The 24,484-nt window shown below is 66.4% G+C and carries 23 protein-coding genes; 5 read left to right on the top strand and 18 right to left on the bottom strand.

Going from position 1 to position 24,484, the window contains the following annotated elements:
- Positions 1–14: 14 nt before the first annotated feature.
- From AC5RT8_RS06170 to AC5RT8_RS06145, 6 genes are all read right to left on the bottom strand, one after another.
- Positions 15–1,031, bottom strand: coding sequence for a zinc-binding dehydrogenase (locus AC5RT8_RS06170; protein WP_494094835.1), 1,017 nt, complete (start codon positions 1,029–1,031; stop codon positions 15–17).
- A 133-nt stretch (positions 1,032–1,164) separates the two neighbouring features.
- The gene (locus AC5RT8_RS06165; protein WP_494094834.1) at positions 1,165–2,220 is read right to left on the bottom strand and encodes a zinc-dependent alcohol dehydrogenase family protein; all 1,056 of its coding nucleotides are present in this window, start codon (positions 2,218–2,220) and stop codon (positions 1,165–1,167) included.
- A 148-nt stretch (positions 2,221–2,368) separates the two neighbouring features.
- Complete coding sequence (locus tag AC5RT8_RS06160; RefSeq protein ID WP_494094833.1) at positions 2,369–2,782, bottom strand: YchJ family protein; 414 nt, start codon at positions 2,780–2,782, stop codon at positions 2,369–2,371.
- Between the two features lie 28 nt (positions 2,783–2,810).
- A complete protein-coding gene (locus AC5RT8_RS06155; protein ID WP_494094832.1) occupies positions 2,811–4,283 on the bottom strand; it encodes a serine/threonine-protein kinase in 1,473 nt (490 codons plus the stop codon).
- 184 nt (positions 4,284–4,467) lie between these two features.
- Positions 4,468–5,766: an Nramp family divalent metal transporter gene (locus tag AC5RT8_RS06150; protein ID WP_494094831.1), complete on the bottom strand. Its 1,299-nt coding sequence runs from the start codon at positions 5,764–5,766 to the stop codon at positions 4,468–4,470.
- 283 nt (positions 5,767–6,049) lie between these two features.
- On the bottom strand, positions 6,050–6,253 hold the full coding sequence (locus tag AC5RT8_RS06145) for a cold-shock protein (protein ID WP_494094830.1): 204 nt from the start codon (positions 6,251–6,253) through the stop codon (positions 6,050–6,052).
- Positions 6,254–6,460: 207 nt separating this feature from the next.
- On the opposite strand from AC5RT8_RS06145, the gene glsA reads away from it, so the two are divergent.
- A complete protein-coding gene (glsA, locus tag AC5RT8_RS06140) occupies positions 6,461–8,275 on the top strand; it encodes a glutaminase A (RefSeq protein WP_494094829.1) in 1,815 nt (604 codons plus the stop codon).
- Between the two features lie 381 nt (positions 8,276–8,656).
- On the opposite strand, the gene AC5RT8_RS06135 is transcribed toward glsA, so the two are convergent.
- The 5 genes from AC5RT8_RS06135 to AC5RT8_RS06115 form a co-directional block, all read right to left on the bottom strand.
- Complete coding sequence (locus AC5RT8_RS06135; RefSeq protein ID WP_494094828.1) at positions 8,657–8,860, bottom strand: cold-shock protein; 204 nt, start codon at positions 8,858–8,860, stop codon at positions 8,657–8,659.
- A gap of 248 nt (positions 8,861–9,108) precedes the next feature.
- The gene (locus tag AC5RT8_RS06130; protein WP_494094827.1) at positions 9,109–9,654 is read right to left on the bottom strand and encodes a DUF421 domain-containing protein; all 546 of its coding nucleotides are present in this window, start codon (positions 9,652–9,654) and stop codon (positions 9,109–9,111) included.
- 51 nt (positions 9,655–9,705) lie between these two features.
- A complete protein-coding gene (locus tag AC5RT8_RS06125; RefSeq protein ID WP_494094826.1) occupies positions 9,706–9,837 on the bottom strand; it encodes a hypothetical protein in 132 nt (43 codons plus the stop codon).
- A 16-nt stretch (positions 9,838–9,853) separates the two neighbouring features.
- A complete protein-coding gene (locus tag AC5RT8_RS06120) occupies positions 9,854–10,324 on the bottom strand; it encodes an acyl-CoA thioesterase (protein WP_494094825.1) in 471 nt (156 codons plus the stop codon).
- Between the two features lie 56 nt (positions 10,325–10,380).
- Positions 10,381–11,370, bottom strand: coding sequence for an LLM class flavin-dependent oxidoreductase (locus AC5RT8_RS06115; RefSeq protein ID WP_494094824.1), 990 nt, complete (start codon positions 11,368–11,370; stop codon positions 10,381–10,383).
- 128 nt (positions 11,371–11,498) lie between these two features.
- Here AC5RT8_RS06115 and AC5RT8_RS06110 point away from each other — a divergent pair, with 128 nt between their 5' ends.
- Entirely contained in the window at positions 11,499–12,224 is a 726-nt protein-coding gene (locus AC5RT8_RS06110) for a DUF72 domain-containing protein (protein WP_494094823.1), read from the top strand.
- Positions 12,225–12,253: 29 nt separating this feature from the next.
- On the top strand, positions 12,254–12,985 hold the full coding sequence (locus AC5RT8_RS06105; RefSeq protein WP_494094822.1) for an SDR family NAD(P)-dependent oxidoreductase: 732 nt from the start codon (positions 12,254–12,256) through the stop codon (positions 12,983–12,985).
- A gap of 20 nt (positions 12,986–13,005) precedes the next feature.
- Here AC5RT8_RS06105 and AC5RT8_RS06100 read toward each other — a convergent pair whose 3' ends face one another.
- The 7 genes from AC5RT8_RS06100 to AC5RT8_RS06070 all read right to left on the bottom strand — a co-directional run bounded on the left by AC5RT8_RS06100 (position 13,006) and on the right by AC5RT8_RS06070 (position 21,727).
- Complete coding sequence (locus AC5RT8_RS06100; protein WP_494094821.1) at positions 13,006–13,968, bottom strand: L-lactate dehydrogenase; 963 nt, start codon at positions 13,966–13,968, stop codon at positions 13,006–13,008.
- 89 nt (positions 13,969–14,057) lie between these two features.
- On the bottom strand, positions 14,058–14,741 hold the full coding sequence (locus AC5RT8_RS06095) for a GntR family transcriptional regulator (RefSeq protein ID WP_494094820.1): 684 nt from the start codon (positions 14,739–14,741) through the stop codon (positions 14,058–14,060).
- Entirely contained in the window at positions 14,731–16,407 is a 1,677-nt protein-coding gene (locus tag AC5RT8_RS06090) for a dipeptide ABC transporter ATP-binding protein (RefSeq protein ID WP_494094819.1), read from the bottom strand. Before AC5RT8_RS06090 ends, AC5RT8_RS06095 begins: the two co-directional genes overlap by 11 nt.
- On the bottom strand, positions 16,391–18,202 hold the full coding sequence (locus tag AC5RT8_RS06085) for a gamma-glutamyltransferase family protein (protein ID WP_494094818.1): 1,812 nt from the start codon (positions 18,200–18,202) through the stop codon (positions 16,391–16,393). The genes AC5RT8_RS06090 and AC5RT8_RS06085 overlap by 17 nt, the downstream gene beginning before the upstream one ends.
- Positions 18,203–18,207: 5 nt before the next feature.
- Complete coding sequence (locus tag AC5RT8_RS06080; protein WP_494094817.1) at positions 18,208–19,104, bottom strand: ABC transporter permease; 897 nt, start codon at positions 19,102–19,104, stop codon at positions 18,208–18,210.
- Positions 19,104–20,057: an ABC transporter permease gene (locus AC5RT8_RS06075; protein WP_494094816.1), complete on the bottom strand. Its 954-nt coding sequence runs from the start codon at positions 20,055–20,057 to the stop codon at positions 19,104–19,106. The genes AC5RT8_RS06080 and AC5RT8_RS06075 overlap by 1 nt, the downstream gene beginning before the upstream one ends.
- A gap of 2 nt (positions 20,058–20,059) precedes the next feature.
- Positions 20,060–21,727 (bottom strand): ABC transporter substrate-binding protein, encoded by a 1,668-nt coding sequence (locus tag AC5RT8_RS06070; protein ID WP_494094815.1) that lies wholly within the window; start codon positions 21,725–21,727, stop codon positions 20,060–20,062.
- A 102-nt stretch (positions 21,728–21,829) separates the two neighbouring features.
- Here AC5RT8_RS06070 and AC5RT8_RS06065 point away from each other — a divergent pair, with 102 nt between their 5' ends.
- On the top strand, positions 21,830–22,531 hold the full coding sequence (locus AC5RT8_RS06065; protein ID WP_494094814.1) for a YoaK family protein: 702 nt from the start codon (positions 21,830–21,832) through the stop codon (positions 22,529–22,531).
- Positions 22,532–22,681: 150 nt separating this feature from the next.
- On the top strand, positions 22,682–24,421 hold the full coding sequence (locus AC5RT8_RS06060) for an L-lactate permease (protein ID WP_494094813.1): 1,740 nt from the start codon (positions 22,682–22,684) through the stop codon (positions 24,419–24,421).
- Positions 24,422–24,484 lie beyond the last annotated feature (63 nt).

Here is a 24,484-nt window from a genome sequence, read left to right as displayed (position 1 = left end):
CCGTTAAGGGACAGCTACGGGACCAGCACCAGACGGATCGGGTTGCCTTCCTTCGCGTCGAGCGCCTTGACCGCCTGCTCGGCGTCGGCCAGCGGGATGCGGGCGCTGACGGACTTGGCGAAATCGAGCCGGCCCAGCCGGGCAAGGGACACCAGCTGCGGCACGTGGTGGGCGTCCGAGCCGTAATGGCCGCGGATCTGCTTGCGCGCGTAGGAGAAACCGGTGCTGTCATTGATGGTCATCGGCTTGCCTGACAGACCCACCAGCACCAGGCGTCCGCTCCTGCCCAGGCAGTTGATGGCCTGGGCCCGGACGGCGTCGACACCGGCGAAGTCCAGGGCGACGTCGAGCCCCTGGCCCGCGGTGGCGGCCTTCATTGCGTCCGAGAAGTCCTCAGCCATCGGATCGAGGGCCAGATCCGCACCGAATTCCAGGGCGCGCTCCCGGGCCTCGGGGATGGGATCAACGGCAATGATGGGCGCGGCACCGATCAGGCGCAGCAGCTGGACACCGTGGGCACCGAGCCCGCCGATGCCCCAGACACCCACGGCTTCACCGGCGCGCACGTCGGCGGTGGAGGCAATGGCGCCCCACGGGGTGGACACGGCGTCGGGAATGATGGAGGCCTGGTCGAAGGGAATGTCATCCCCCAGCGGCACCAGCACACCGGCGGGAACCACGAGGTACTCGGCCCACCCGCCGTCGTAATCAACACCCATGGTCAGCGTGACGCCGTTGTATTCGTACCCGGCCTGCACCACCACCCGGTCGCCGGGAGCGACCGAGGTGACGCCCGCACCGGGAAGATCCACCGTGCCCGCCACCTCGTGGCCGAGGGTCACCTCGCTGCCCTTGAGGAACTGCGGGCGGAGCAGGCCCTGGATCAGGTGCACGTCGGACAGGCACACACCCGCAGCTCCTACCTTGATGCGCACAAAGCCCGGTCCGGGATCGGGAATCGGAACTTCCTTCATGGCGAAGGTGCCCGTCTCCACGTTGAGCCGTCCTGCAATCATGGTGCCGTTAGACATGGAAAACCTCTTTTAAGCTGGGAACTGCGGTGGCAAACGCGGCCGCAGGTCCCATTATCTGCCCGGGCTCCCGGCGCGCACACAAGGGCGGCAGCCGGTACCGGCTGCCGCCCTTGTGCCCGTCGGAAACGCCTCAGGCCTGCAGGATCACCTTCAAGGCATTGGTTTCCGCAGCCTTGGAGAAGGTGTCGTACGCCGTCATGATGTCGCCCAGCGGGTAACGGTGGCTGATGAACTCCTCCGCCGGCAGCTTTCCCTCCGCAATCAGCTTGAGCAGCATCGAGAGGGTGTTGGTGTTAACCAGGCCGGTGGAAATGTCGATGTTCTCAATCCACAACCGGTCCAGCTCCAGGCTCACGGGCGTGCCGTGCACGCCGACATTGGCCACGTTCCCGCCTGGCCGGACAATCCGGGTACACATCTCGAACGTCGTCGGAATGCCCACGGCTTCCACCGCAACGTCCACACCCCAGCCGTCGGTGAGGTCCATAATCTGCTCCCGCCAGTTTTCCTCACCGGAGTTCACTCCGTGGGTTGCTCCGAACCTGCGGGCCTGCTCCACGCGGTTGGCATCCAGGTCCACCGCAATGATCTTGGCCGCGCCGTACAGTCCGGCTGTGGCAATCACGGCAAGCCCGACAGGGCCGGCACCAACCACCGCGACGACGTCGCCCGGCTGGACATGCCCGTACTGCACGCCGATTTCAAAGCCGGTCGGGAAGATGTCGCTGAGCAGGACACCGTGCTCCTGCGAAACGTTTTCCGGCAGCCGGTACATCGACGTGTCCGCGTACGGCACCCGGACGTATTCAGCCTGTGTCCCGTCAATCAGGTGTCCGAAAATCCAGCCGATGCCCGACTGCCCTTCGGCACCGGTGCAGTGCGAATAGAGGCCTTCCTTGCAGAAACTGCAGGATCCGTCGGCCGACACGCAGGAAAGGATCACATTGTCGCCGGTTTTGAAGGCGTTCACCCCGGAGCCTGTCTCCGTTACCGTGCCGACGCCTTCATGCCCGAGAATCCTGCCCGGTGTTACCGCCGGGACATCTCCCTTCAGGATATGCAGGTCCGTGCCGCAGATGGTGGTGGTGTCGATCTTGACGATGGCGTCGCGTGGTTCCTGGATCTGAGGATCGGGAACATCCTTCCAGGACTTCTGGCCGGGACCGTCGTATACGAGTGCTTTCATAGTGTCCTCGCCTGCTCATCCGACATGGTGCAGGGCCTGTAATGCGCCTGCATTCAGGGAGCTTCCCGGAGCGGTCCTGTCTCAGGCACCGCCGTCGGATGCCTTCAATGCTAGGCCGCGTGCGCTGCGGTCCGGAAGAAGCCGTGGGCTATCGCCCGTCCACATACAGCCATTTACCCCGTTCACGGATGAAGCTGCTGTTCTCGGCCTGTGTACCGCGCTGACCGTCCTGCCGGTAGTGGGCACGGAATTCCACCGTTCCCGTGGCATCCAGGGGGCCGCCTCCGGAGGTGGAGAGGATATCCAGCCGCCGCCATTCGATCCCTGCGTCGAGTTCCAGCTCCGCCGGGCGGGTGGAGGGATGCCAGGTGGCCAAAAGGTAGGGCGCGTTGCCGGTGGCGAACGCGCTGTACCGCGAACGCATCAGCGCCTCCGCAGTGGGCGCCGAGGCAGTCCCGGAATGGAATCGCCGGCAGCAGTTTCCATAGGTCTCCCCGCTGAGGCAGGGACACCGATCTTCATCGGTGAGGGCAGCAGGCGGGACGCGCGGGGAGGAACTCATGACTCCAGTATCCCGCGCCGGGCCCCGGTTACCGGCCGGAGTTGTCCTGCAGGCGTTCAACGTTCTGTCCGGTATCCCCCGGAATGCCTCCCCGGTCCGGCAATGCACCCATGCGCCCCAGCACCAGGACCACCGCTACGGTCAGCACGGCCATCACCAGGATTGCCAGCAGCGCGCGCCCGGAGGAGGACAGCCTCGGCCCGGCGAGAATGCGCGGCGCCGGCTCCGGTGCCGGCGTGGCGGTTCCTACCCTCGGCGGGACGGCCGGCGGCGATGCGAGCGGCCCGGACAGGGCCGGCAGGTCCATCGGTGGAGGCACCGACGGCAGCGGAGCGGACGGGTGCCGCCCCAGGGACTGTCCGTCCCCTGTAGCCGATTCCCGGGCAGCGTCGGCGTCGGTTCTCCGTGCCGCCGGGTCGGGGCGGGCCACCGCCGGGTCGGGGCTTGTCCCTGCGGGGCCGCCCCGGGACGGTTCGCCGTCGATCCGTGCGGGTTCCCCGCCCGCCTCCACCGTTGCGGGACCGCTCCAGGGGTCCCAGACCGATCCGGCTGTGCCTGGCCGATCGGCGGATCCTCCCTGATCGGCTGGACCGCCCGGCACCGCCGCCGATAACTGCGGAACTCTCCCCGACTGCCCCATTCCTTCGGCCCAGCGGTAGTCCAACAGGGACGCGGAGACCTCGGCCGCTGTCGGCCGGACGTCGGGATCACGGCTGGTCATAGCTGCCAGCAGGCCGCGCCAGGTGCGCTCGAGAGTGGAAGGGATCTCCGGGTCCCGGCTGAGCCGGGCAACCGCTGCCTCGATCGCGCTGCCGTTGAACTCGACCCGGCCGGTGACGGATTCAAGCAGCACCAGGCCCAATGAGTAGATGTCGCTCGCGGCTTCTGCCCCGAGGCCGGACGCCTGCTCTGGGCTGAGGTAGTTGGCTGTACCGAGGGTGGCGCCGGCGGCGGTGATCCGGGCACCGTCCAGGATACGGGCAATGCCGAAATCCGTGAGTTTGGCCCGCGGCGGCGTTCCCACGACCGTCGGCGGCAGCAGGATGTTTGCCGGTTTGACGTCCCTGTGGACCACGCCCCTGTCGTGGATGTAGGCGAGGGCTCCGGCTAGTTCGGCGCCGATGTAGGGGACATCCGCAGGCATCACCCCGCCCTGGCGCAGCCGCTTGCGCAGATCCGGTCCGTCCACCAGTTCCATGACCAGGAAGGACCGTGGCCCGGCGTCGTCCGCTCCGGCAGCGGCGTCGTCCTTGCCGGCGTCGAACAGGGTGACCAGGCCCGGATGCGAGAGCGAGGCGAGGAGGCGTATTTCATTTTCCTGCCGCCCGATGTCATCCGGAGCCGCGGCGCCTGTGCGGAAGACCTTAACCGCAATGTCGCGCCCGAGCGCTTCATCCTGGCCCCGGTAGACGGTGGCCATGCCGCCGCGTCCAATGGGTTCGATGAGTCGGTATCGGCCTGCAATGAGCCTGTCCGGGCCGCCCGTTGCGCTGGTTTCCATCCTGCAACCTTCTCTCGCCGCTAATAGCGTAGCGGAGCAGATTCGCTGCGTAGATGGCCCGTAACGACTTTTCTTTTACTCTGTTTTACCTCTCGTGGAAGCCCGTTTTCTGAGCTACACTAGCCCGCCGCGAATGGCCGCCGGCGGGCTAGCGTGCCCGGGGAGTTCCGGGGATTCCGTGGCGTTACAACACCTTGGCGATGTTGTCCCAGAGCTGCTGGATGCCCAGGGCAACGAACAGCAGCGCCGTGAAGCCAAGGGCAAGGTTGGTGTGGAGTTTGTTGGCCCACTGCTTGGGGATGCGGCGGCCGTTGAGCAGTCCCAGCAGGGTCAGGGCAAGGAAGGGCATGAAGAGCGAGCCGAGCACACCGTATGCCAGGATCAGGCCGATGGGCTGTCCGAGCTGGAAGAGGATCATCGGAGGGAAAGTCAGCCACAGGACATAGAAGCGGAAATATTTTCCTCCGATGCGGGTATCCGGGTGCCCGGATTCCTTTCCGCGGATGTTCCCCCAGAAGTCCGCAAACATCAGCGAGACACCGTTCCAGACCCCGATGATCGAGGAGAACGATGCAGCCCAGAATCCGATCAGGAAACCGGTGCCGACAACATCGCCGTATTCAGCCTTCAGCACGTCGTAGAGGTCCAGCAGGCCGGCGTCGCCGCTGGAGATGGACACGCCTGCCGCGCGGACCACTTCGGCGCCGACAATGAGCATGGCCACCACGAAGATTCCGGTCATGACGTACGCCATGGAATTGTCGATGCGCATGACCCGCATCCACTTGGGGGTGTACCAGCCCTTCTCACGCAGCCAGTAGCCGTAAGCGGCCAGGGTGATGGTGCCGCCGACGCCGCCGGCCAGCGCCAGCGTGTAGAAGAGTCCGCCTTCGGGAATCATCGGCACCAGGCCCGCGAACATTGCCGGGATATTGGGGGCGGCAATCACGGCCAGGCCCACCACGGTGACGAACATCAGGCCGACCAGCACCGCGGTGATTTTCTCGAAGGTGGCATATCTGCCGAACCAGACCATCACGAAACCGGCCAGTCCCATCAGGACCGCCCACGCCGTCAGCGGCAGTGCCGGGAAAACGGCCGCCAGCGGCAGGGCTGCGGAAGACATGGCAGTGGCGCCGTAAATGAAGCCCCAGATCATGATGTAAGGGCCGAAGTACCAGGTGGTCCATTTCCCGAGGGAACGCCAGCCTTCAAAAATTGTCAGGCCCGTGGCCAGGGTGAAGCGGCCGGCGCCTTCCACGAGGATGATCTTCAGCACCACCCCAAGGACCACGGCCCAGAGCAGCGCGTATCCGTACCGGGAGCCGGCGACCAGCGTGGCCACCATGTCGGCGGCGCCGACGCCGGTGGCGGCGACGACCAGCCCGGGACCGATCACTTTCCATTTCGCGGGACGGCCGCCGTCGTCGTCCACGGCGGTGGAATGGTCCAGGGGCCGTTTGGGTGGGGTGTCAGCAGACATGCTTGATTCCTAACCTTGGGTGCGTGTGGCCGGAAACAGCTGAGTGTGTGCTGCGTCTCACGTCCGGCCCGGCAATCTTCGCACCAAGCAGGCCGAACTTCGAATTCTTCGAGTCATAGTCAGTTAGATTGCTCACCCGGGGCGGAGTTCTCCGTGCCCGGAAACAATTGGCTATTGTCTGCCGGATAAGGAAAGAATGCGGCAGGCAAAACAAAAGCAGGACGGATTTGATCCCGTCCTGCTCCTGATTCCAGCCGGCCCGTGAAACGGACCTAATGTCTGACTAGACAGCCTGGATGTTTACCGCCTGCGGACCTTTGGGGCCCTGCTCGGTGTCGAAACTGACCTTCTGGTTCTCTTCGAGAGACCGGTAGCCACTGGCGTTGATAGCGGAGTAGTGAGCGAAAACATCGGCGCTGCCGTCGTCGGGCTCGATGAAGCCGAAGCCCTTTTCAGCGTTGAACCATTTCACGGTACCTGTTGCCATTTTTAATCATCCTTCTGAACGAAACCTGCCCCGACCGTCGGGGAGTTTCACGCTGCCGTGCCTTCCGCGCAAAATACAGAAAAAGCGGCTGGCCCTGGATCTGGGTTTCGCCGCTTGAACGTACAGATTGCACAACACTGCAACAACCAAAAGTATACCGCGCACCCCGTGGAGAGTCACCCCTCCGCAAGCCCCTAGGCTGGAAGTATGGACTCCCCGATCGAGAACTACCTGCGCAGGATCCACGCCGAGATCGCCGACCTGAAAGACGGCAAACCGTACAGCGCCATACCGGCCATGGCCAACGTGAACCCGGACTGCTTCGGGATAGCTTTGGCCACTGCCGACGGTTTCGTCTACGAGGTAGGCGACACCCGCGAGGAGTTCAGCATCCAGTCCATCTCCAAGCCGTTTACCTACGCACTGGCCCTCGCCGACCGCGGCATGGAGGCGGTGGACGAGAAGGTGGACGTGGAACCGTCCGGCGATTCGTTCAACGAGATTTCCCTCGCCGAAGGCACCGGGCGGCCCGCCAACGCCATGATCAATGCAGGCGCCCTGACCGCCACTTCCCTGGTCAAGGGATCCGGCGGCAGGTCCCGCTTCAAGCGCATCCTGGATACCTATTCCGCCTTCGCCGGGCGTGACCTCGACGTCAGCCAGCGCATATACACCTCCGAGCTGCGGTCCGGGCACCGTAATACAGCGCTGGGCTATCTGCTGCGTTCCTTCGGCATCATCGAAACCGATCCCGCGCCGATCATCAAGGATTACTTCCGGCAGTGCTCGGTCATGGTCAACGCGCGGGACCTGGCCCTGATGGCGGCGACCCTGGCCAACAGCGGCCGGCATCCCCTCTCCGGGGAAGAGGTCCTGGACCTGCCGTCGGTGGAACGCGTCCTGTCGGTGATGACCACCTGCGGCATGTACGACGACGCCGGCTCCTGGATCAGCAGTGTCGGCATGCCCGCCAAGTCCGGCGTGGCCGGAGGGATCCTCGCCGTGCTGCCGGGCCAGGTGGGCCTGGCCGTCTATTCCCCTCCCCTCGACCAGCACGGCAACAGCGTGCGCGGCGTGGCGGTCAGCCAGCGGCTGTCACATGACCTCGGACTGCACTTCGTGCGGGCCGCCCGGACCGGCCGGTCCGCCATCCGCGCCATCTACGACATCACCTCGACCCCCTCCGGCATCCGGCGCACCGATGAGGCAGCCGAGATCCTGGCCGAACACGGGCACCGTGTGCAGGTCATGGAGCTCAACGGCGACCTGCTCTTCGCCGGCGCCGAATCCATGGTGCGGGCCCTGAGCGAGCTACCCGACGACGTCGACCTTGTGGTCGCCGACCTGCGCAGCGTCGACGAGGTGTCCGACGTCGCCATCCGACTGATGGCCGAGGCAGAGGACATGCTCCGGCGGAGCGGACGGGAGCTGGCCCTGGTGGACATCGAGGGGTCGGTGACCGACGCCCTGCAGGAGATGGGCCGGAACACGGCCTCCTTCACCACGCGGTCTGCGGCCATTGAATGGTGCGAGAACAAGATGCTGGAAGGCTACGGCACCGAACTCGTCCTGCCGGACACCATCGACCCAGCCGATTCCCCCGCGCTCAGCCCGCTGGAGCCTGAGGAGGCACAGTTGCTGCAGCAGATGATGGAGGACCGGACGTATGACGACGGCGACGTGGTCCGGCGCGTGGGGCAGCGGTTCGGCGGCGTCTTCTTCATCGTGTCCGGCCACATCACCACCTCCATGCCCGGCCCGGACGGCAGCAGGGTCAAACTCGCCACCCTGGGTCCGGGCATGACCTTCGGCGAAATGGCGATGGGCGAAGACAAGCGCCAGGAAACCACCGTCAAGGCGTCCGGGCCCGTGAAGGTCAAGGTGCTGACGGCGGAGTCCATCGACGAGCTGGCCGAAAAGGACCCGGTACTGAGCATGAACCTGTGGAAGGCGCTGACCCAGGACGCGTACAGCCGGGTGGAGCAGTACCTGCGCGAGGCAGCAGTGCGGATCCACGACTAGTCTGCGAGGCCGGTGTCCCCGCTCCGGTGCCCGGCTGGGTCTGCGGCCGGGTCCGCGGCTCCGGGGTCCGGGACGGCTGCAACGAAATTCCTTGCTCGCAGAGCTCGCAGGAATATTAAAGCCGCCTTACCCGGACGCCTGCGCCGCTACGCTGGCACGCTCCCCCGGACGCGCCGCTGCGCTGATACGCACCCCGCGCTTCCGCACCGCTACGCTGGCACGCTCCCCCGGACGCTCCGCACCCCTGCATAGGCAGGTTGGCATAGTCCCGGGCCCGGGGACGAATGCGCGACCGGGGCAGTTAACGCAAAAGCAGGACGGGCGAACCCGTCCTGCTTGATGCTGTTACGGCATGGAAGCCGTTACAAAGTCTCTAAGAAATTAGAGGGCCTGGATGTTCGAGGCCTGCGGGCCCTTGGGGCCCTGCTCGGTGTCGAAGCTAACCTTCTGGTTCTCGTCCAGGGACTTGTAGCCGCTGGAGTTGATTGCAGAGTAGTGAGCGAAGACGTCGGCGCTGCCGTCGTCGGGCTCAATGAAGCCGAAGCCCTTTTCGGAGTTGAACCATTTCACGGTACCTGTAGCCATTTTAATATTCCTTCTGGATTGAAACACTTCCCGACTTTCGGGAGGTTTCAGTCGCGGTGTTCCTTTACCGCTTTTACAGAAAAGCGGCTAGCCCGTTTGGGTTTCGCCGCTTGAAATACAAAATGCGCAACACAACAACTGCGTTTCAGCCTACACGAGTCCTGCCCACACACCTAATCCGCTCCCCGGGCCGATGTTTTGACCGCTGCCGCCTGCTGTCCGGAGCCGTCGACAGGAAGGGGCCTGCCCTACTTCGGCTGGAGCAACTCCCGGGGAATGCGGGCCTGGTTAGGCACTCTGCTCAACAACAGGGGGTCAATGAGCTGGCCCCGGCGCAGGATGCTGACCTCCCCCGTGGGCTCCAGGATCGCCACGGCCACTTCGGAGCGGTTCCGAATGCCGGACTGCCGGAGCTGGAAGTACAGTTCCTCCTCAAGGATGCGGGCCTTGCGGAGTCCTTCCTCGAGGACCTCGCTTCCCGCCATTAGAAGGATCGGCCGGCTGGTGAGATAGGCACCGTGCCGGCTCCGACGCAGGTAGCCTTCCACCCGCAGCATGCCGAACATGGTGGCCAGCGCGATGATGCCGGCCGTGAGCGTGGGTGTGTACCCGAGGACGACGCGGCCCAGGACGGACCCCAGGGCAATGACGATCGCCCGGTCCAAGGTGGACCAACTCGCCAGGGCGCGCTGCCCGAAGCCGCGGACCAGAAGGGAGAAGGCCGCATAAATGCCCAGGGCGCTCAGGACAACCCAGAGTGCTTCGGACGGGGTGATGCCGAGGTTGTGCCACACGGTGCATCTCCTTGGGAGCCGGTACGGAACTGCCGGTAGCTACCGAAGATGCTAGTGGCCGAAGCGGCCCGGTGACAGGGGCCGCTGGTCGGCCGGGTGCCGCTGGTCGACAGGGTGCCGCTGGTCGGCCAGGTGCCGCTGGTCGGCCGGGTGCCGCTGGTCCACACCGTGGGAGGTCGGCACAGGCCGGTCCGTGCGGTCAGGCGAAGAGTGGGGGCCCGGTATGGGCGGCGGCCATCTGCCTCTGGGCTGCCGTCAGTCGCTGCAGGGCGCCCGTGGCGCCGTCAACGAACGCCAGGGTTGTTTCGGCCCGCACACAGGCCTCCCGGGTGACCGGGTCATGGATGACGTAGGCCAGGGTGAGGCTGGCTCCCTTGACCGCGCTGATCCAGACGTCGACGTCGGCGGGGATGTTCCGGTAGGTCAGTTCGGCGACATACCGGATCCGGTGTTCCACCACGAGTGACTGGGTGCCGGGCGGAACATCGCTGAACAGCGGAACCGCTGCCTGCCGCCCGGGCCCTCCCGTTCCGCCGGGAGGGCCGAAGGCATGCACGCGTGCTTCCTCGAGGATGCGGACAATTTCCACGTTGTTGACGTGCCCGTACGCATCCATGTCCCCCCAGCGCATGCCGACGGAACAGGGGATGACATAGGACTTAGAGCTCATCCTTCATATCTAGCACAGGGGTAACACTCTCCGTACGACGTGCCGGGCGCGGAGGGTTAGGCACTGACAGGCAGTGCGGCTTCCGCGAGCAGCTGGAAGGAACGCAGCCGGGATTCCACCGTGGCGGTCTGCGTGGCAACGATCAGTTCGTCGGCCTGCGCATGTCCGGTGAACCAGTCGAGGTAATCCCGGACTTCTTCCGGGTTGCCGACGGCGGAGTAACGGCCCATCTGCTTGACCTGCTGTCCGCCGGGCGACTGCAGGATGGCATCTGCCTCGTCATCGGTAAAGGTGCGGTCGCGGCCGAAGAGCTGGGTCACGCGGCGGCGCTGGGAATCGGTAAACAACTCCTGGGCTTCCTCGGAGGTCTCGGCAGCCACCACGTTCACGCCGGCAATGACGTACGGCTCGGCCAGCTGGGCCGAGGGCTTGAAGTCGCGGCGGTAAATGGTGACCGCGTCCTGCAGCGCCTGCGGAGCGAAGTGCGAGGCGAAGGAGTACGGCAGGCCCAGGGCAGCCGCGAGCTTTGCGCCGAAGAGGGAGGAACCAAGAATGTACAACGGCACATTGGTGCCCGTGCCCGGCGTCGCGTGGATGCCCGGAATGAGGGTGTTGCCGGTCAGGTAGCCCTGCAGCTCCTGGACGTCCTGCGGGAAGCTGTCCGAGGACATCGGATCGCGCCGCAGGGCGCGCATGGTTTTCTGGTCGCTGCCGGGGGCACGGCCCAGGCCCAGGTCAATGCGTCCCGGGAAAAGCGTTTCGAGGGTGCCGAACTGCTCGGCGATGGTCAGCGGAGCGTGGTTGGGCAGCATCACCCCGCCGGCGCCCAGCCGGATGCTCTGCGTGTGCGCAGCGATGTAGCCGATCACCACACTGGTTGCCGAGGACGCGATGGTGGGCATGTTGTGGTGTTCCGCGTACCAGATACGGGTGTAGCCGAGCTTTTCCGCTTCCTGCGCCAGAGCCAGGGAAGAAGCAAAGGAATCACGTGCGGTCTCGCCCTCATCGATGATGGCGAGATCGAGAATGGAGAGCGGAACAGTCATTGAAGCGTGCCTTTCAGTTGCCTGCGCTCCGGACCTTTTTGTCCGGGCGCCTTAGTAGCAACCCCGGCAGCGGCCGGGATATTTCATGCTTCGCCGCCACGGTGCCGGGACCGGATAGTTTGGAGGGTGTGAGCATCCATATCGGAACTTCGGGCTGGGCCTACAACCACTGGCGCAATGTGCTGTACCCCAAGGGGGTGCCGGCCCGGTTGTGGTTGGAACAGTACGCCGGCGAATTCGACACCGTGGAACTGAACGGCAGCTTTTACCGCTGGCCGCGCGAGGAGGCATTCGCGGCCTACCGGGACCGGCTGCCGGAAGGGTACGTGTTTTCCGTCAAGGCGCCCCGCGGGCTGACCCACGCCCGCAAGCTGCGGGATCCGGACGAGTGGATCGGACGCATCACGCGCTGCTTTGCGGAGCTCGGGAACCGCAGCGGAGTGCTCCTGCTCCAGCTTTCCCCGGACATGGAGCGCGACGACGAACGGTTGGACTATGTGCTGTCGAACCTTCCCAAGGAGATCCGGGTCGCCGTAGAGTTCCGCCATGACAGCTGGAATTCCGAAGACGTCTTCCGCCTGCTGGAGAAGCACAGTGCCGCGTACACGGTGATGAGCGGAGCACACCTGCCGTGCACCCTGCGCGCAACGGCAGAGTTTGTCTACGTCCGGCTGCACGGACCGGACCCGGAGCATCTCTACGTTGGCTCCTACACGGAGAAGGACCTGCAGTGGTGGGCGGCACGGATCCGTGAGTGGGAAGCAGCGGGCAAGGACGTGTACGCCTACTTCAACAACGACCTTGAGGGGAACGCGGTCCGGAACGCCCGGCGGCTGCGGGAGCTGCTGGGCTAAGCCGGCAATTATCCAACGGAGGTAGGGCCATGGCGGTTTCATTCGTTGTCACCGGCGGCAGTCGCGGAATAGGCCGCTCCCTCGCCGGGTATCTCGCGGAAACCGGTCATGTCGTCAGCCTCGACCAAGTCCCTGGACCGGAGCATCCGCGGATCCACACCCTTGAGGGTGATGCCGGAAACCCCGAAGACGCAGCCCGCGGTGCCCGTCTCGCTGAGGAGTATGCGCCGCTGGCGGGATGGGTCAACAACGCCGCTGTTTTCAAGGACGCGGACCTGGCCACGGCCACGGCCGCGGAAATCACTGCCCTGATCATGCAGAACGTGAACCTGGCAGTTGTCGGCTGCTCCGCCGCGGTGGGCCATTTCCTGTCCCACCTCCGGGGCGGAGCCGTCGTCAATGTCTCGTCGCACCAGGCGGGGCGCCCCGTGCGAGGTGCATTGCCTTATGCCACGGCCAAAGCCGCCGTCGAAGGGCTCACCCGCGCCGCCGCCGTCGACCACGGTCCCGATGGAATCAGGATCAATGCCGTCGCCCTGGGTTCGATTGCTACCGAACGGTTCGAGGAGTACCGCCGCACCCATCCCGCAGCTGATCGACAGATGGCGGATCTCCACCCGCTGGGACGCGTGGGTTTCGCTCTGGAGGTGGCGCAGGTGGTCGGTTTCCTCCTGTCCCCGCAGGCAACCTTCGTGACGGGTGCGGTCCTGCCGGTCGACGGCGGCCGCTCGGTTCTCGGCAATGATCCCGAGGCGTTATAGGGAGGCTCTACCGGGGCGGGTCAGATCCCCAGGGAGGCCAGGGTGCTGCGCAGGGTTTCGGCCGACGCTGCCAGTTTTCCGGCTTCTTCCTCATCCAGCGGCATCTCCAGCATCTTGTAGACGCCGTTGTGACCCACGATGGAGGGCAGGGACAGTGCAACGCCGCTGATCCCGTACTCCCCCTCCAGTGTTGCCGCGACCGGCAGGACGGCGTTTTCGGCGTTCAACACCGCCTCAATGATCCGCACTCCGGCCAGTCCGATTGCATAGTTGGTTGCGCCTTTGCCTTCGATCACCTTGTAGGCGGCGTTGACCACGTCATCGGTGGCAGCGGCCAGGAAGTCATCGGTGAAGACCTGTCTTCCGCTGATTTCCCATTCCCGGATCGGCACCGGTCCGATGGTGGCATTGGACCAGACAGGGAACTCGGTGTCGCCGTGTTCGCCGATGATGGTGGCGTGCACGCTGGTCATCAGCACGTGCGCTTCACGGGCCAGCAGCAGCCGCAGGCGGGAGGTGTCCAGGACGGTGCCGGAGGAGAAGATCCGGTTGCGCGGCAGGCCGCCGATTTTCTGGGCGGCCACGGCAAGCACATCGGCCGGGTTGGTCACCATGATGTAAACGGCGTCCGGTGCCTGTTCCATCAGCTGCGGTATCAGGGTCTCCAGGATCCGCACGTTGGCGCCGGCCAGGTCCAGCCGGCTCTGGCCCGGCTGCTGGCGGGCCCCTGCGGTAATCGCTATGACGTCTGCTCCGGCCAGGTCCTCCACATGGTTGCCGCCTATGACCGTGTTGGCGCCCGTGAACTGTGTACCGTGGGCCAGGTCCAGCCCCTCGGCTTCAGCCCTGGTGGCATCGATGTCGTAGATCACGATCTCGCGGGCCGTGTCCCGGATAATGGCCGCGTATGCCATGGACGTGCCGACGCTTCCGGCTCCCACGATGCCGAGTTTGGTGACGGGTCGGGTGGTGATATTCGCCATTGCAGAGCCTCGCTCACAGTAGGAATGAACCCCTTTTGAACTATAGGCTCGGACCTGTTTGAACGGAACGGCGGGACCTCCGCCGTCCGTCAGGACGGGCTGAACCGGCTCAGATAGCCGGCGCGGGACTGCTGTACATGGGTTTCCATCAGCTCGGCGGCACGTGCGTCATCCCCGGCGTCGATCGCCGCCATGATGTGCCGGTGCTCACCCCAGGAATCCTTGCCCCGGTTGTCCACGTCCGTGGCGTACAGCCATTCGATCTTGCCCGCGAGCTGGCGCAGCAGCGCCGTCAGCGACCGGCTCTCGGCCAGGGCCGCCACCGCGAGGTGGAAGCGCACGTTCAGGTCCGGCAACACATCCAGGCGCCCGTCTGCGATGGCTGCGTCGCCGGCGTCCAGGATCTGCGCCAGTTCCCGCCGGGTCTCCCACCACGTCTCATCCGGCGTCCCGGCAGCGAACTGGCGGGCGGCACGCCGGGCAGCCCGGCGTGCCGCGGCATGTTCCACCACGGCACGCACGGCAAAGAGGTCATCGGCCTCGTCCACCGGAATGTCGGACACCGTGGATCCGGCATAGGGCCGCGACTCGACGAACCCCTCCGCCTCCAGTGCCCGCAGCGCCTCCCGCACCGGCACCCGGGACATCCCGTACTTCTCGGCCAGGGACGCCTCGGTGACACGGGTTCCGGGCGAGAGCCGGCCGAAGATAATGTCACGCCGGATCTCGTCCTGGACCCGCTGTTTACTGGCCCGTGCACTGTCAGCCGGCAAAAGCTGCTCCGGGAATGGCGCTGAGGAGCTCCTGCGTGTACTCGGCTCCGGGAGCCAGGAAGACCTGGTCCGCGGTGCCGCACTCGATGACTGAACCGGACTTCATAACCACAACCTTATGTGCAATCTGGCGGACCACCGCCAGGTCGTGGGTGATAAAGAGGTAGGTCAGGCCCAGTCTCTCCTGCAGTTCGGCCAGCAGTGCCAGGATCTGGTCCTGCACCAGCACATCCAAAGCGGACACGGCCTCATCGCAGATCAGCAGCTCGGGTTCCGGTGCCAGCGCCCGCGCGATCGCCACCCGCTGGCGCTGCCCGCCGGACAGCTCGTTCGGGCGGCGCTGGGCGACGCTGCGCGGCAGCGCCACCTGGTCCAGCAGCTCCGCGACCCGGGCCCGCCGGGAGGCACGGTCACCGATCCCGAAAATGCGCAGCGGCTCGTCGATCAGCCGCTCGATGCTGAAGGTGGGATCCAGCGAGCCGTACGGATCCTGGAACACCGGCTGCACCATCCGCCGCAGCGACCGCCGGGCCGCGCCCCGGCTGGCGGTGATGCTCTCACCGCGGATCAGGGCTTCGCCGCTGGTCGGTGTTTCCAGTCCCAGCAGGATGCGCGCCACTGTGGTCTTGCCGGAGCCGGATTCGCCGACGACGGCGGTGGTGGTGCCGGGTTCGACGGTGAAGGACACATCGTTCAGGGCCTTCACCGTGCCGCCGCGCTGGCCGCGCAGGCGGAACTCCTTCACGAGGTTCCGCACGGTCACCACCGCGCCGGCCGCAGCGGCGGGGTCGCCGGTCCCGGCGGCATACCCGCGTTCGGGTGCCAGGGCGGCGGAGACGGACGGGGCGGCGGCCACCAGCGCCCGCGTGTAGTCCTCCTGCGGGTCGAGCAGGATCTGCCGCGGCGTGCCCTGCTCCACGATCCGCCCGTCCGCCATCACGATGATCCTGTCTGTGCGGTCCGCGGCCAGGCCCAGGTCATGGGTGATGAACAGCAGCGAGGTGCCGCGGGCATCCACCAGTTTCTGGAGGTGGTTGAGGATCTGGCGCTGCACGGTCACATCCAGCGCGGAGGTGGGTTCGTCGGCAATGATCAGGTCCGGGTCCCCGGCCAGGGCAATGGCAATGAGGACCCGCTGGCGCATACCGCCGGAGAATTCGTGCGGATACTGGCCGAACCGGCGCTCCGCTTCCGGGATTCCGGCTTCGCTCATCAGTTCGACGGCGCGCCGCCGGATACCGGCCCGGGAGCGGTCCGTGACGCCGGGCAGCCCGTTGGCCGCCAGGGCGTCTACGATCTGCGCGCCGACCTTCAGCGACGGGTTCAGGTTGGACATCGGATCCTGCGGCACCAGGCCGATCCGGCAACCGCGGATGGAGCGCATCCCGGCTTCCCCGGCAGCGGCGAGGTCGACGCCGTCGAGCAGGATGGACCCGTGCGAGATCCTGCCGCTGCCGGCCAGCAGCTGCAGGACCGCGCCGACGGTGGTGGATTTGCCCGACCCGGACTGCCCCACGATGGCCACCCGCTCACCCCGCGCCAGTTCGAAGCTGATCCGGTGCAGGACCGGCTGCGCTTTGTCCCCGAAGCAGACTTCCAGTTCGCGGATGGCCAGCAGCGGGCCGGCACCGTCCGGCCGGGTTTCTTCCTTAACGTCCTGCTGCATAGCCCTGCGCTCCCCTCGGATTTGCTGCTGCCTTGAGCAAACCGGTTTCCGGTTCGCTGACTACGCAGGAGAGCCGGCCCAGGGCCCAGTCCCCTGCCCGGGTGATCACGTGGCCCCGGGCTTCCAGCTCCGCGATCACGTCCTCCCCCAGCCGGTCTTCGACCACTGCTCCGCCGGGCGTCCAGGTCCGCGGCCAGAAGGATCCGGGGATCGAGGTGGTGTGGAGGGCGGGTGCGTCCACTGCCTGCTGCGGGGTGTACCCGCCCACGATGGTGCGCAGCAGGTACAGCAGCTGCCACTGGTCCTGCTGGTCGCCGCCGGGAGAGCCGAGGGCAACCACGGGCCTGCCGTCCTTGAGCACCAGGGTGGGAGTCAGCGTGGTGCGCGGGCGCTTTCCCGGGGTCAGGGTGGACGGGGCGCCCTCCTCCAGCCAGGTCATCTGCAGCCTCGAGCCGAGGCAGAAGCCCAGTTCCGGGATGGTCGGCGAGGACTGCAGCCAGCCGCCGGACGGGGTGGCCGAGACCATGTTGCCCCACCGGTCGACGACGTCGATGTGGCAGGTGTCGCCGCGGGTCTCGCCGGTGGGCATCACGGTGGGTTCGCCGGCGCCGGCGAAGCCCTTGCCCGTTCCGGCCAGGGCCGGGGGCAGGTATTCGGTGCGCAGCGGCGGCACAAAGGGAGCATGGCCCGGTACGGTGCCCGGGCGGAATTCGTGCGACGCCCGGTCCGTGATCAGGGCACGGCGCTGAGCGGCATATTCCTCGCTGAGCAGGTAGTCGAGCGGCACCTGCGCATCTCCGTAGTAGGCCTCGCGGTCCGCGATCGCCAGTTTCTGCGCCTCCAGGATGGTGTGGGCACCCAGCGCCGTGGACGGATCCAGGCGTTCGTCTTCGAACCCGGCCAGGATGGCCAGGGTCTGCAGCAGCGCCGGTCCCTGCCCCCAGGCGCCGGTCTTGGCGATGGTGTAGCCGCGGAATTCGAAGGTGGTGGCGGGTTCGTAGCCTGCTTCGAAGCCGGCGAAGTCCGCCAGGGTCATGACGCCTGCGTGGTCGGTGCCCGAGGAGTGCCGGTGCGGCGCGGCCAGGAAGTCGACGGCGGCGCGGGCGACGAACCCCTCACGCCATTCACGCCGGGCCGCATCGATCCGTGCGGCCCGTCCGTCCGCGCCGGCGCCGGCCGAAACCAGCCGGTCCAGCACCGTGGCGTAGGCCTCGTTGCGGATGATTTCCCCCTCGCGCGGGGCGCGGCCTTCGGGCATCCACTGGGCGGCCGACGTCGGCCAGTGCTCGGTGAACAGCTCGGCCACCGATTCGATGGTGGTGCCCACGCGGCCGACCACCGGGTGTCCGTAGCGGGCGTAGTCCACCGCGAAGGCCAGGACGTCGCCCAGCTCCCAGGTGCCGTGGTCGCGCAGCAGCAGCAGCCACGCATCGACGGCGGCGGGTACTGCCGCGGCCAGGGCGCCGGCGCCGGGTACCAGTTCCAGGCCTTCGGCGAGGTAATGTCCGCGGGTGGCGGCGGCGGGAGCCGGGCCCTGACCCATCAGGACCACGGGTTCGGAGGGAGCCTCCGCCGTCGCGAAAACGCCGGTCATGTCCCCGCCGGGCCCGTTCAGGTGCGGTTCAACCACGTGGAGCACAAAGGCCCCGGCGACGGCGGCGTCGAACGCGTTGCCGCCGCGCTCCAGCACGGCCTGGGCCGAGGCGGTGGCCAGCCAATGCGTGGAGGCGGTCATGCCGAAGGTGCCCTCGAGCGTGGGCCGGGTAGTGAAAGAGTTCGGAGCGGTGTAGGTCATGGGAATCACTTTCGGCTGGAGCTGGTGGGGTCCAGGGCGTCCCGGAGGGCGTCCCCGAACAGGTTGAAGGACAGGCAGATCGCGGCGATCGCCAGGCCCGGGAAGATCGCGGCGGTGGGCGAGCGGAACAGGTACTGCTGGGCATCCGAGAGCAGGATGCCCAGGCTCGGGGTGGGCGGCTGGATTCCCAGCCCGAGGAAGGAAAGCAGCGCCTCGCCGATCACGGCCACGGGCATGATCACAGTAGCCTGCACGATCACTGCGGACGCCGCGTTGGGCAGGACATGGGTAAAGATGATCCGCAGGCCGGAGGCGTCCATGGTTTTGGCCCCGAGCACAAAGTCGCTTTCCTTGATGCGCAGCGTCTCGCCGCGGACCACGCGGATCATGGTGGGGATCTGCGCGATGCCGAGGGCGATGGCAGCGTTGGTCAGGCTGGGTCCGCTGATCGCGGCGAGGCCGACGGCGATGATCAGGAAGGGGAAGGCCAGCGTGACATCGGTGATGCGGGAGATAAAGGCGTCCAGCCAGCGCCAGTATCCGGCCAGCAGGCCCAGCGGGGTGCCGATGACGACGGCGAGGGCCACGGAGAGCACCCCCACCTTGAGTGAGGCCTGGATGCCGAAGAGGAGCCGCGAGAAGATGTCCCGGCCCAGGTCATCGGTGCCGAGCAGGAACCCGACCGTGCCCGGCTGCTGGAAAGGCGTGTCGAAGTGCACCTGTGACGGGCTGTACGGCGCCAGCAGCGGGGCCAGGATGCCGGCCAGGAGCACCAGGGCAAGCAGGATGCCGCCGGTGAGGCCGAGCGGGTTGTGCAGCAGGGACTTCAGGACGCGTCCCCGGCCGGAGCCCAGCCCTTCCGCGGGGGACCCCACCGGGGCGCTGGTTTCGATAACGGTCATCAGTTGCTTCCTCCGACTCGGATGCGGGGATTGATCAGGGAGTACAAAAGGTCCACTGCCAGGTTGATGACAATGTAGGAGACGGTGATGATCAGCACGACTGCCTGGATCACCGGATAGTCGCGGGTGAAGACGGCGTCCAGGGTGAGTTTGCCGAAGCCGGGCAGTCCGAAGATCCGCTCGGTGACCACCGCCCCGGAAATCAGTCCGCCCAACTGCAGGCCGACAATGGTGACCACCACAATCAGCGAGTTCCGCAGCCCGTAGCGCATCAGGACCCGGCCCCGGCTCAGGCCCTTGGCCCGTGCAGTGCGTACATAGTCGGTGCTCATGGTCTCGATCATGGAGGCCCGGGTCTGCCGCATGATCACCGCGGCCAGTCCGGTGCCCAGGATCAGCGCCGGCAGGGTGAGGTAGTACAGTCCCTTGACCGGGTTCTCGACTACGTCCACGTAACCGGACGCCGGGAACCAGCCAAGGGTGACGGCCAGGTAGAGGATGGCGAGGATCCCGAGCCAGAAGTTCGGCACCGACAGGCCCACCAGCGCGAAGCCGTTGGCCGTCCATTCCGGCCAGCGGCCGCGGAACCGCTCGGCAATGACGCCGAAGAGGATGCCGACCACCACGGCCACCAATATCGCGTATGCCGACAGCCACAGGGTGACCGGGAGGGTGGTGGCGATCAGTTCCGTGACCGGGGTGCCGGTGCGGGTGGATTCGCCGAAGTCGCCGCGGAACATGTTTCCGATGAACTTCAGGTACTGGGTCAGCAGCGATTCATTCAGGCCGAGCTGCTCGCGGACGGCCTCCACCTGTTCGGGTGTGGCCTCCTCCCCCGCCATGGCCAGGGCCGGATCGCCCGGCAGCTGGCGGACGCCGATGAAAATGACCAGGGAAGCCAGGACCAGCGTCATGGCCGACTGCCACAGCCGGGTGCCAAGGTAGCGCAGCATGCTCAGTCCTCTTCTTTCACGAAGGCCGCGTTGCCGAGCCGGACGACGCCGTCCGGGTAGGTGGCCACGCCGGCGATATTAGTGGTGTAGGCGGTGAGGCTGCGCTGGCGGTACAGGTAGAGGATCGGGTTGTCTTCCTGCACCCGTTCCACGACCTGCCCGTAGAGCGCCGCCCGCTCTCCGCTGTCGGTCGACTGGGCGGCCCGGACCAGCAGCTCGTCCACCTCGGGGTCGCTGTAGCCGGAGTAGTTGTTCCCGGCCTGGGTGCTCAGGAAGTTGGACATGTTGCCGTGCGGGTCGATCCGCCCGGACCAGCCCAGCTGCAGGGCTTCGAAGTCGCCGCGGGTCTGGACGTCCAGCAGGGTGGAGTATTCCACGGGCTGGACGGTCAGGTCGAAGCCTCCTTCGGCGACTGCTGCCTGCAGCGCCTGGGCGTAGCGCAGGGTGTCCGGGCTGTTGGTGACCTGCACGGTGAGCGGGTAGGGAACGGGGGCGCCGCTGTCCTCCAGCAGTTTCCGCGCCGCTTCGGGGTCGAACGGCGGGCAGGCCTCGCTGGCCTCTGAGGAATACGGGCTGTCGGGAGAGATCGGGGAACACGCAGGTTCAAACCAGCTGTTGAAGACCGTGTTGACCAGCGCTTCACGGTCAATCGACATGGACAGTGCCATCCGCACTGCCGCGTTCTGTGCCAGCGGGGTGTCGATGACGCCGGGTTCCTCCCCGGTGCCGTTGACGTTGCCGAGGTTCAGGGTGAGTCCCTGGTAGCCCAGGGACGAAGTCTGCAGCACCCCGATGCCCTCTTCCTGCAGCAGGGCGTCCACGTCCTGCGGGGAAATGGTGTCCGCAGCCTGGACGTCGCCGGAGCGCAGGTTGGCGGCACGGATATTCGCGTCCGTCATGATCCGGTACGTGATGCTGTCCAGGTGGACGTTGCCGGCGTCGTAATACAGCGGATCGCGCTCCACCCGGATGGAGGTCTGCGGCACGCGCTCGGCGAATTTGAACGGGCCCACGCAGACCGGATGGTCGCCGAACTTGTCGCCGTTTTCAGCGACCGCCCGGGGCGAGAGCATCATGCCGGCGCGGTCGGCCAGCGCAGCGGTGAGCGGTGCGAACGGTTTCCCGTAGCTGACCTGCACATGGCTGTCGTCCACGGCCGTGATGCCGGTGATGGGTCCCAGCTCGCCCTTGCGGGTGGAACCGGTCATGGTGAGGTGCCGCTCCAGGGTGGTCCGGACGGCTTCGGCGTTGAACGGGGTTCCGTCGGCAAACACGGCGTCGTCGCGCAGCGGGATGGTGACGGTGAGTCCGTCGTCGGACACCTCGGGCAGCGCGGTGGCCAGCTGCGGCACCAGTTCCCCGTCCGCGTCGATGTCATAGAGCTTTTGGCACATCGTCTGCATGACATACCGGGTGTAGAGCGAGGACGAGGTGGTGGGATCCAGGCGGTCCGGTTCGGCAGAGAGCGCCATGACCAGGTCACCGCCCTCGATAATTTCCCGGTCGCCGATGACCGCGGCAGGAACGTTGGTCCGTTCCGGTGCCGGTTCCAATGCCTGAACGGGCCGGCAGCCGCTGACGGCCAGCATCACCAGCGCCGCCGCGGTGAGATTGCGGGACAGGGTACGACGGCGGGCGACGGGTGGGGTGGTGCGCTGTGGAGGTGCCATGGCGTTCCTTGCGTCAGGAATTTTGAATACAATCGAAATTACAACCACAGCTTCGTATACATCTGTTACGAACGGGTTAATTGTTAAGGAGAAATGTCGAAAGTGAAGCGACTCAATGCAGTACCCACCGACCGGCTGCATTTGTGGCTAATGCTGGCCCTGACGTTTTCCACCGGGGTGGTTGATGCCGTGGGTTATCTCGGACTGGACCGGGTCTTCACCGGAAACATGACCGGCAACGTGGTGCTCCTAGGCATGGCCTTTGCCGGGGGCGACGAACTGCCCATCCTGCGCCCCGTCCTGGCGCTCGTCTTCTTTATGGTCGGTGCCGCCCTTGCTGGACGGATGCTGCGCAAGGGTCCCGCGGGCTGGTCCTGGCACACCTCGCTCTCGCTGGCCCTGGTGGCGGTGATGATTACGGCACTGGCAGTCTTCACTGCTGTTGCCGACGTGCAGGGCAACGAACTGCTGGGCAGCATCACCACGTCCACGCTCGCCGCCGCGATGGGTGTGCAGGCAGCGACGGCGAAGCGGTTGAAGGTCGCCGAGATCACCACGGTGGTGGTGACCTCCACCATCACGGGCCTGGCCTCGGACTCGCGCCTGGCCGGCGGCAACAGCCAGTACTGGGTCCGGCGGGCCTTGGCCATTGCCCTGATCCTGCTCGGCGCCCTGGCCGGCGCTGCCACCCTGAACGTCGGACTCTGGCTCGGACTGGCGGTATCCGCCGTCATTTCCATTGCCGTGGCTACCGGCGGCTACGTCCGCCATCACCGGGAGCGCGGTGCGGTGTCTGCCGGCTAAATCCGCGCCAACGGGGTTACCAGCCTGAGACACCGCCGTACGCTTGAATGAACGCTTGTTCCAGCGCTTCCCCGGTTGGACCGGTTCAGCCGGCCGGGCAGGGAAGCTCCATCCGTTGAAGCCGGCTCCGCAGCCGGCGCGGAGGTCTTCATGGACAGCTTCACCCCCACCACCAATCCGGTCCTCAGCAGCGTGGCGCTGTCCGCCCTCGTGGCCTTGCTGCCGCTGCTGACGTTCTTCTTCCTGCTCGCTTTCGCCAAGACCCGGGCCTACGTGGCCGGCGCGTGGGCGCTGCTCGTTGCCCTCGCCGTCGGCGTCTTCGGTTTCGGCATGCCGATCGGACTGGCCCTGCTCTCGGCCACGCAGGGCGCCGCCTTCGGGTTGTTCCCAGTGGTCTGGATCATCGTCATGGCCGTCTGGCTGTACCAGGTGACGGTCCTCAGCGGCCGGTTTGAGGATCTGCGCCGGGTCTTTGATGCCATCGGCGGCGGTGACCTGAGGGTGCAGGCCATCCTGGTGGCCTTCTGCTTCGGCGGGCTGCTGGAGGCCCTCGCCGGGTTCGGCGCCCCCGTGGCCATCACCGTCACCATGCTGCTGGCCTTGGGTATCGCCCCGATCCGTGCAGCCACGGCGGTGCTGGTGGCCAACACCGCGCCGGTGGCGTTCGGTGCCCTGGCCATCCCTATCACCACCGCCGCCAACCTGACCAACTACACCGGGGAGGAAATCGGCTCCGTGGTGGGCCGGCAGACACCGGTGCTGGCCCTGTTTGTCCCGCTGATCCTGCTGTTCATCCTGGACGGCCGCCGCGGCCTGCGGGACTGCTGGCCCATCGCCCTGTTCACCGGCGTCGTTTTCTCGATCTTCCAGTTCCTGTGCTCGAACTACTTCTCCTACGAACTCACCGACATCGTGGCCTCGCTTGTGGCCCTGCTGGCCGCCGTGGGGTTCCTGCGGCTCTGGCACCCCCGCAACGGAGGGCAGGCCGGCGAGCGGATGAAGGCGGAACTGGCGCAGGCGCGGGCGGACGGCTGGACCCCGGCCGGTTCCGGAACGGCGTCGGACGTCCTGACGTCGGCGGATGACACCGCCGAGGACCGCCTGACTCCGGGACGGGCATGGATGGCGTTGTTCCCCTATGTGGCGGTCATTGTCATTTTCGGCTTTGTGAACCTGTGGACGCTGGGCATCGACGTGCCCGAAGCGCTGGCGAAGACCAACATCGAGATCCCGTGGCCGGTGCTGCACGAAGCCCTGCTGGATGCCAACGGCCAAACACAGTCCTCCACCGTCTATTCCTTCGAATGGCTCATCAGTCCCGGCACCCTGCTGCTGATCACGGGGCTGATCGTCGCCCTGGTCTATTCACGCTTCAACGAAAACGGGCGGTATCCGCTGAGCATGGGCGCGGCCGTGCGGGAAATCTGGACGACGGCGGTGCGGATGCGTTCCGCGGCGCTGACCATCCTCGGAGTGCTGGCCCTGGCGTACGTGATGAACTTTTCCGGGCAGACGGTATCCATCGGTACGTGGCTCGCGGCTACCGGGGGCTTCTTCGCCTTCCTCTCCCCCGTGCTCGGCTGGATCGGCACTGCAGTGACGGGTTCCGACACCTCCGCCAACGCGCTCTTTGCCAAGCTGCAGCAGACGGCCGGCCTTGAAGCCGGACTTGATCCGCAGCTGATGGTCGCCGCCAACACCGGCGGCGGTGTCATGGGCAAGCTGATCAGCCCGCAGAACCTGGCCATCGGGGCCGCCGCGGTGAACATGAGCGGCCAGGAATCGGTGCTGCTGCGCAAGGTGGTCGGCTGGAGCGTGCTGCTGCTCCTGGCCCTGTGCATCCTGGTCTACCTGCAGTCCACCCCGGTCCTGGAGTGGATGCTGCCGTAAATCCAGGGGCCCCGCGGGGTGCACACTCGTTAGACTCAGGGGCACCACTGTTCATCATGAGGG

The sequence above is a fragment of the Arthrobacter sp. Ms25 genome, from assembly GCF_059090365.1.
This window is presented reverse-complemented; position numbering and strand designations above follow the sequence as displayed.

Excerpts from the sequence above, each read along its gene's own strand:
- AC5RT8_RS06170 (WP_494094835.1), bottom strand. The coding sequence starts at position 1,031 with ATGTCTAACGGCACCATGATTGCAGGACGGCTCAACGTGGAGACGGGC.
- AC5RT8_RS06165 (WP_494094834.1), bottom strand. The coding sequence starts at position 2,220 with ATGAAAGCACTCGTATACGACGGTCCCGGCCAGAAGTCCTGGAAGGAT.
- AC5RT8_RS06160 (WP_494094833.1), bottom strand. The coding sequence starts at position 2,782 with ATGAGTTCCTCCCCGCGCGTCCCGCCTGCTGCCCTCACCGATGAAGAT.
- AC5RT8_RS06155 (WP_494094832.1), bottom strand. The coding sequence starts at position 4,283 with ATGGAAACCAGCGCAACGGGCGGCCCGGACAGGCTCATTGCAGGCCGA.
- AC5RT8_RS06150 (WP_494094831.1), bottom strand. The coding sequence starts at position 5,766 with ATGTCTGCTGACACCCCACCCAAACGGCCCCTGGACCATTCCACCGCC.
- AC5RT8_RS06145 (WP_494094830.1), bottom strand. The coding sequence starts at position 6,253 with ATGGCAACAGGTACCGTGAAATGGTTCAACGCTGAAAAGGGCTTCGGC.
- glsA (WP_494094829.1), top strand. The coding sequence starts at position 6,461 with ATGGACTCCCCGATCGAGAACTACCTGCGCAGGATCCACGCCGAGATC.
- AC5RT8_RS06135 (WP_494094828.1), bottom strand. The coding sequence starts at position 8,860 with ATGGCTACAGGTACCGTGAAATGGTTCAACTCCGAAAAGGGCTTCGGC.
- AC5RT8_RS06120 (WP_494094825.1), bottom strand. The coding sequence starts at position 10,324 with ATGAGCTCTAAGTCCTATGTCATCCCCTGTTCCGTCGGCATGCGCTGG.
- AC5RT8_RS06115 (WP_494094824.1), bottom strand. The coding sequence starts at position 11,370 with ATGACTGTTCCGCTCTCCATTCTCGATCTCGCCATCATCGATGAGGGC.
- AC5RT8_RS06105 (WP_494094822.1), top strand. The coding sequence starts at position 12,254 with ATGGCGGTTTCATTCGTTGTCACCGGCGGCAGTCGCGGAATAGGCCGC.
- AC5RT8_RS06100 (WP_494094821.1), bottom strand. The coding sequence starts at position 13,968 with ATGGCGAATATCACCACCCGACCCGTCACCAAACTCGGCATCGTGGGA.
- AC5RT8_RS06090 (WP_494094819.1), bottom strand. The coding sequence starts at position 16,407 with ATGCAGCAGGACGTTAAGGAAGAAACCCGGCCGGACGGTGCCGGCCCG.
- AC5RT8_RS06085 (WP_494094818.1), bottom strand. The coding sequence starts at position 18,202 with ATGACCTACACCGCTCCGAACTCTTTCACTACCCGGCCCACGCTCGAG.
- AC5RT8_RS06080 (WP_494094817.1), bottom strand. The coding sequence starts at position 19,104 with ATGACCGTTATCGAAACCAGCGCCCCGGTGGGGTCCCCCGCGGAAGGG.
- AC5RT8_RS06075 (WP_494094816.1), bottom strand. The coding sequence starts at position 20,057 with ATGCTGCGCTACCTTGGCACCCGGCTGTGGCAGTCGGCCATGACGCTG.
- AC5RT8_RS06070 (WP_494094815.1), bottom strand. The coding sequence starts at position 21,727 with ATGGCACCTCCACAGCGCACCACCCCACCCGTCGCCCGCCGTCGTACC.
- AC5RT8_RS06060 (WP_494094813.1), top strand. The coding sequence starts at position 22,682 with ATGGACAGCTTCACCCCCACCACCAATCCGGTCCTCAGCAGCGTGGCG.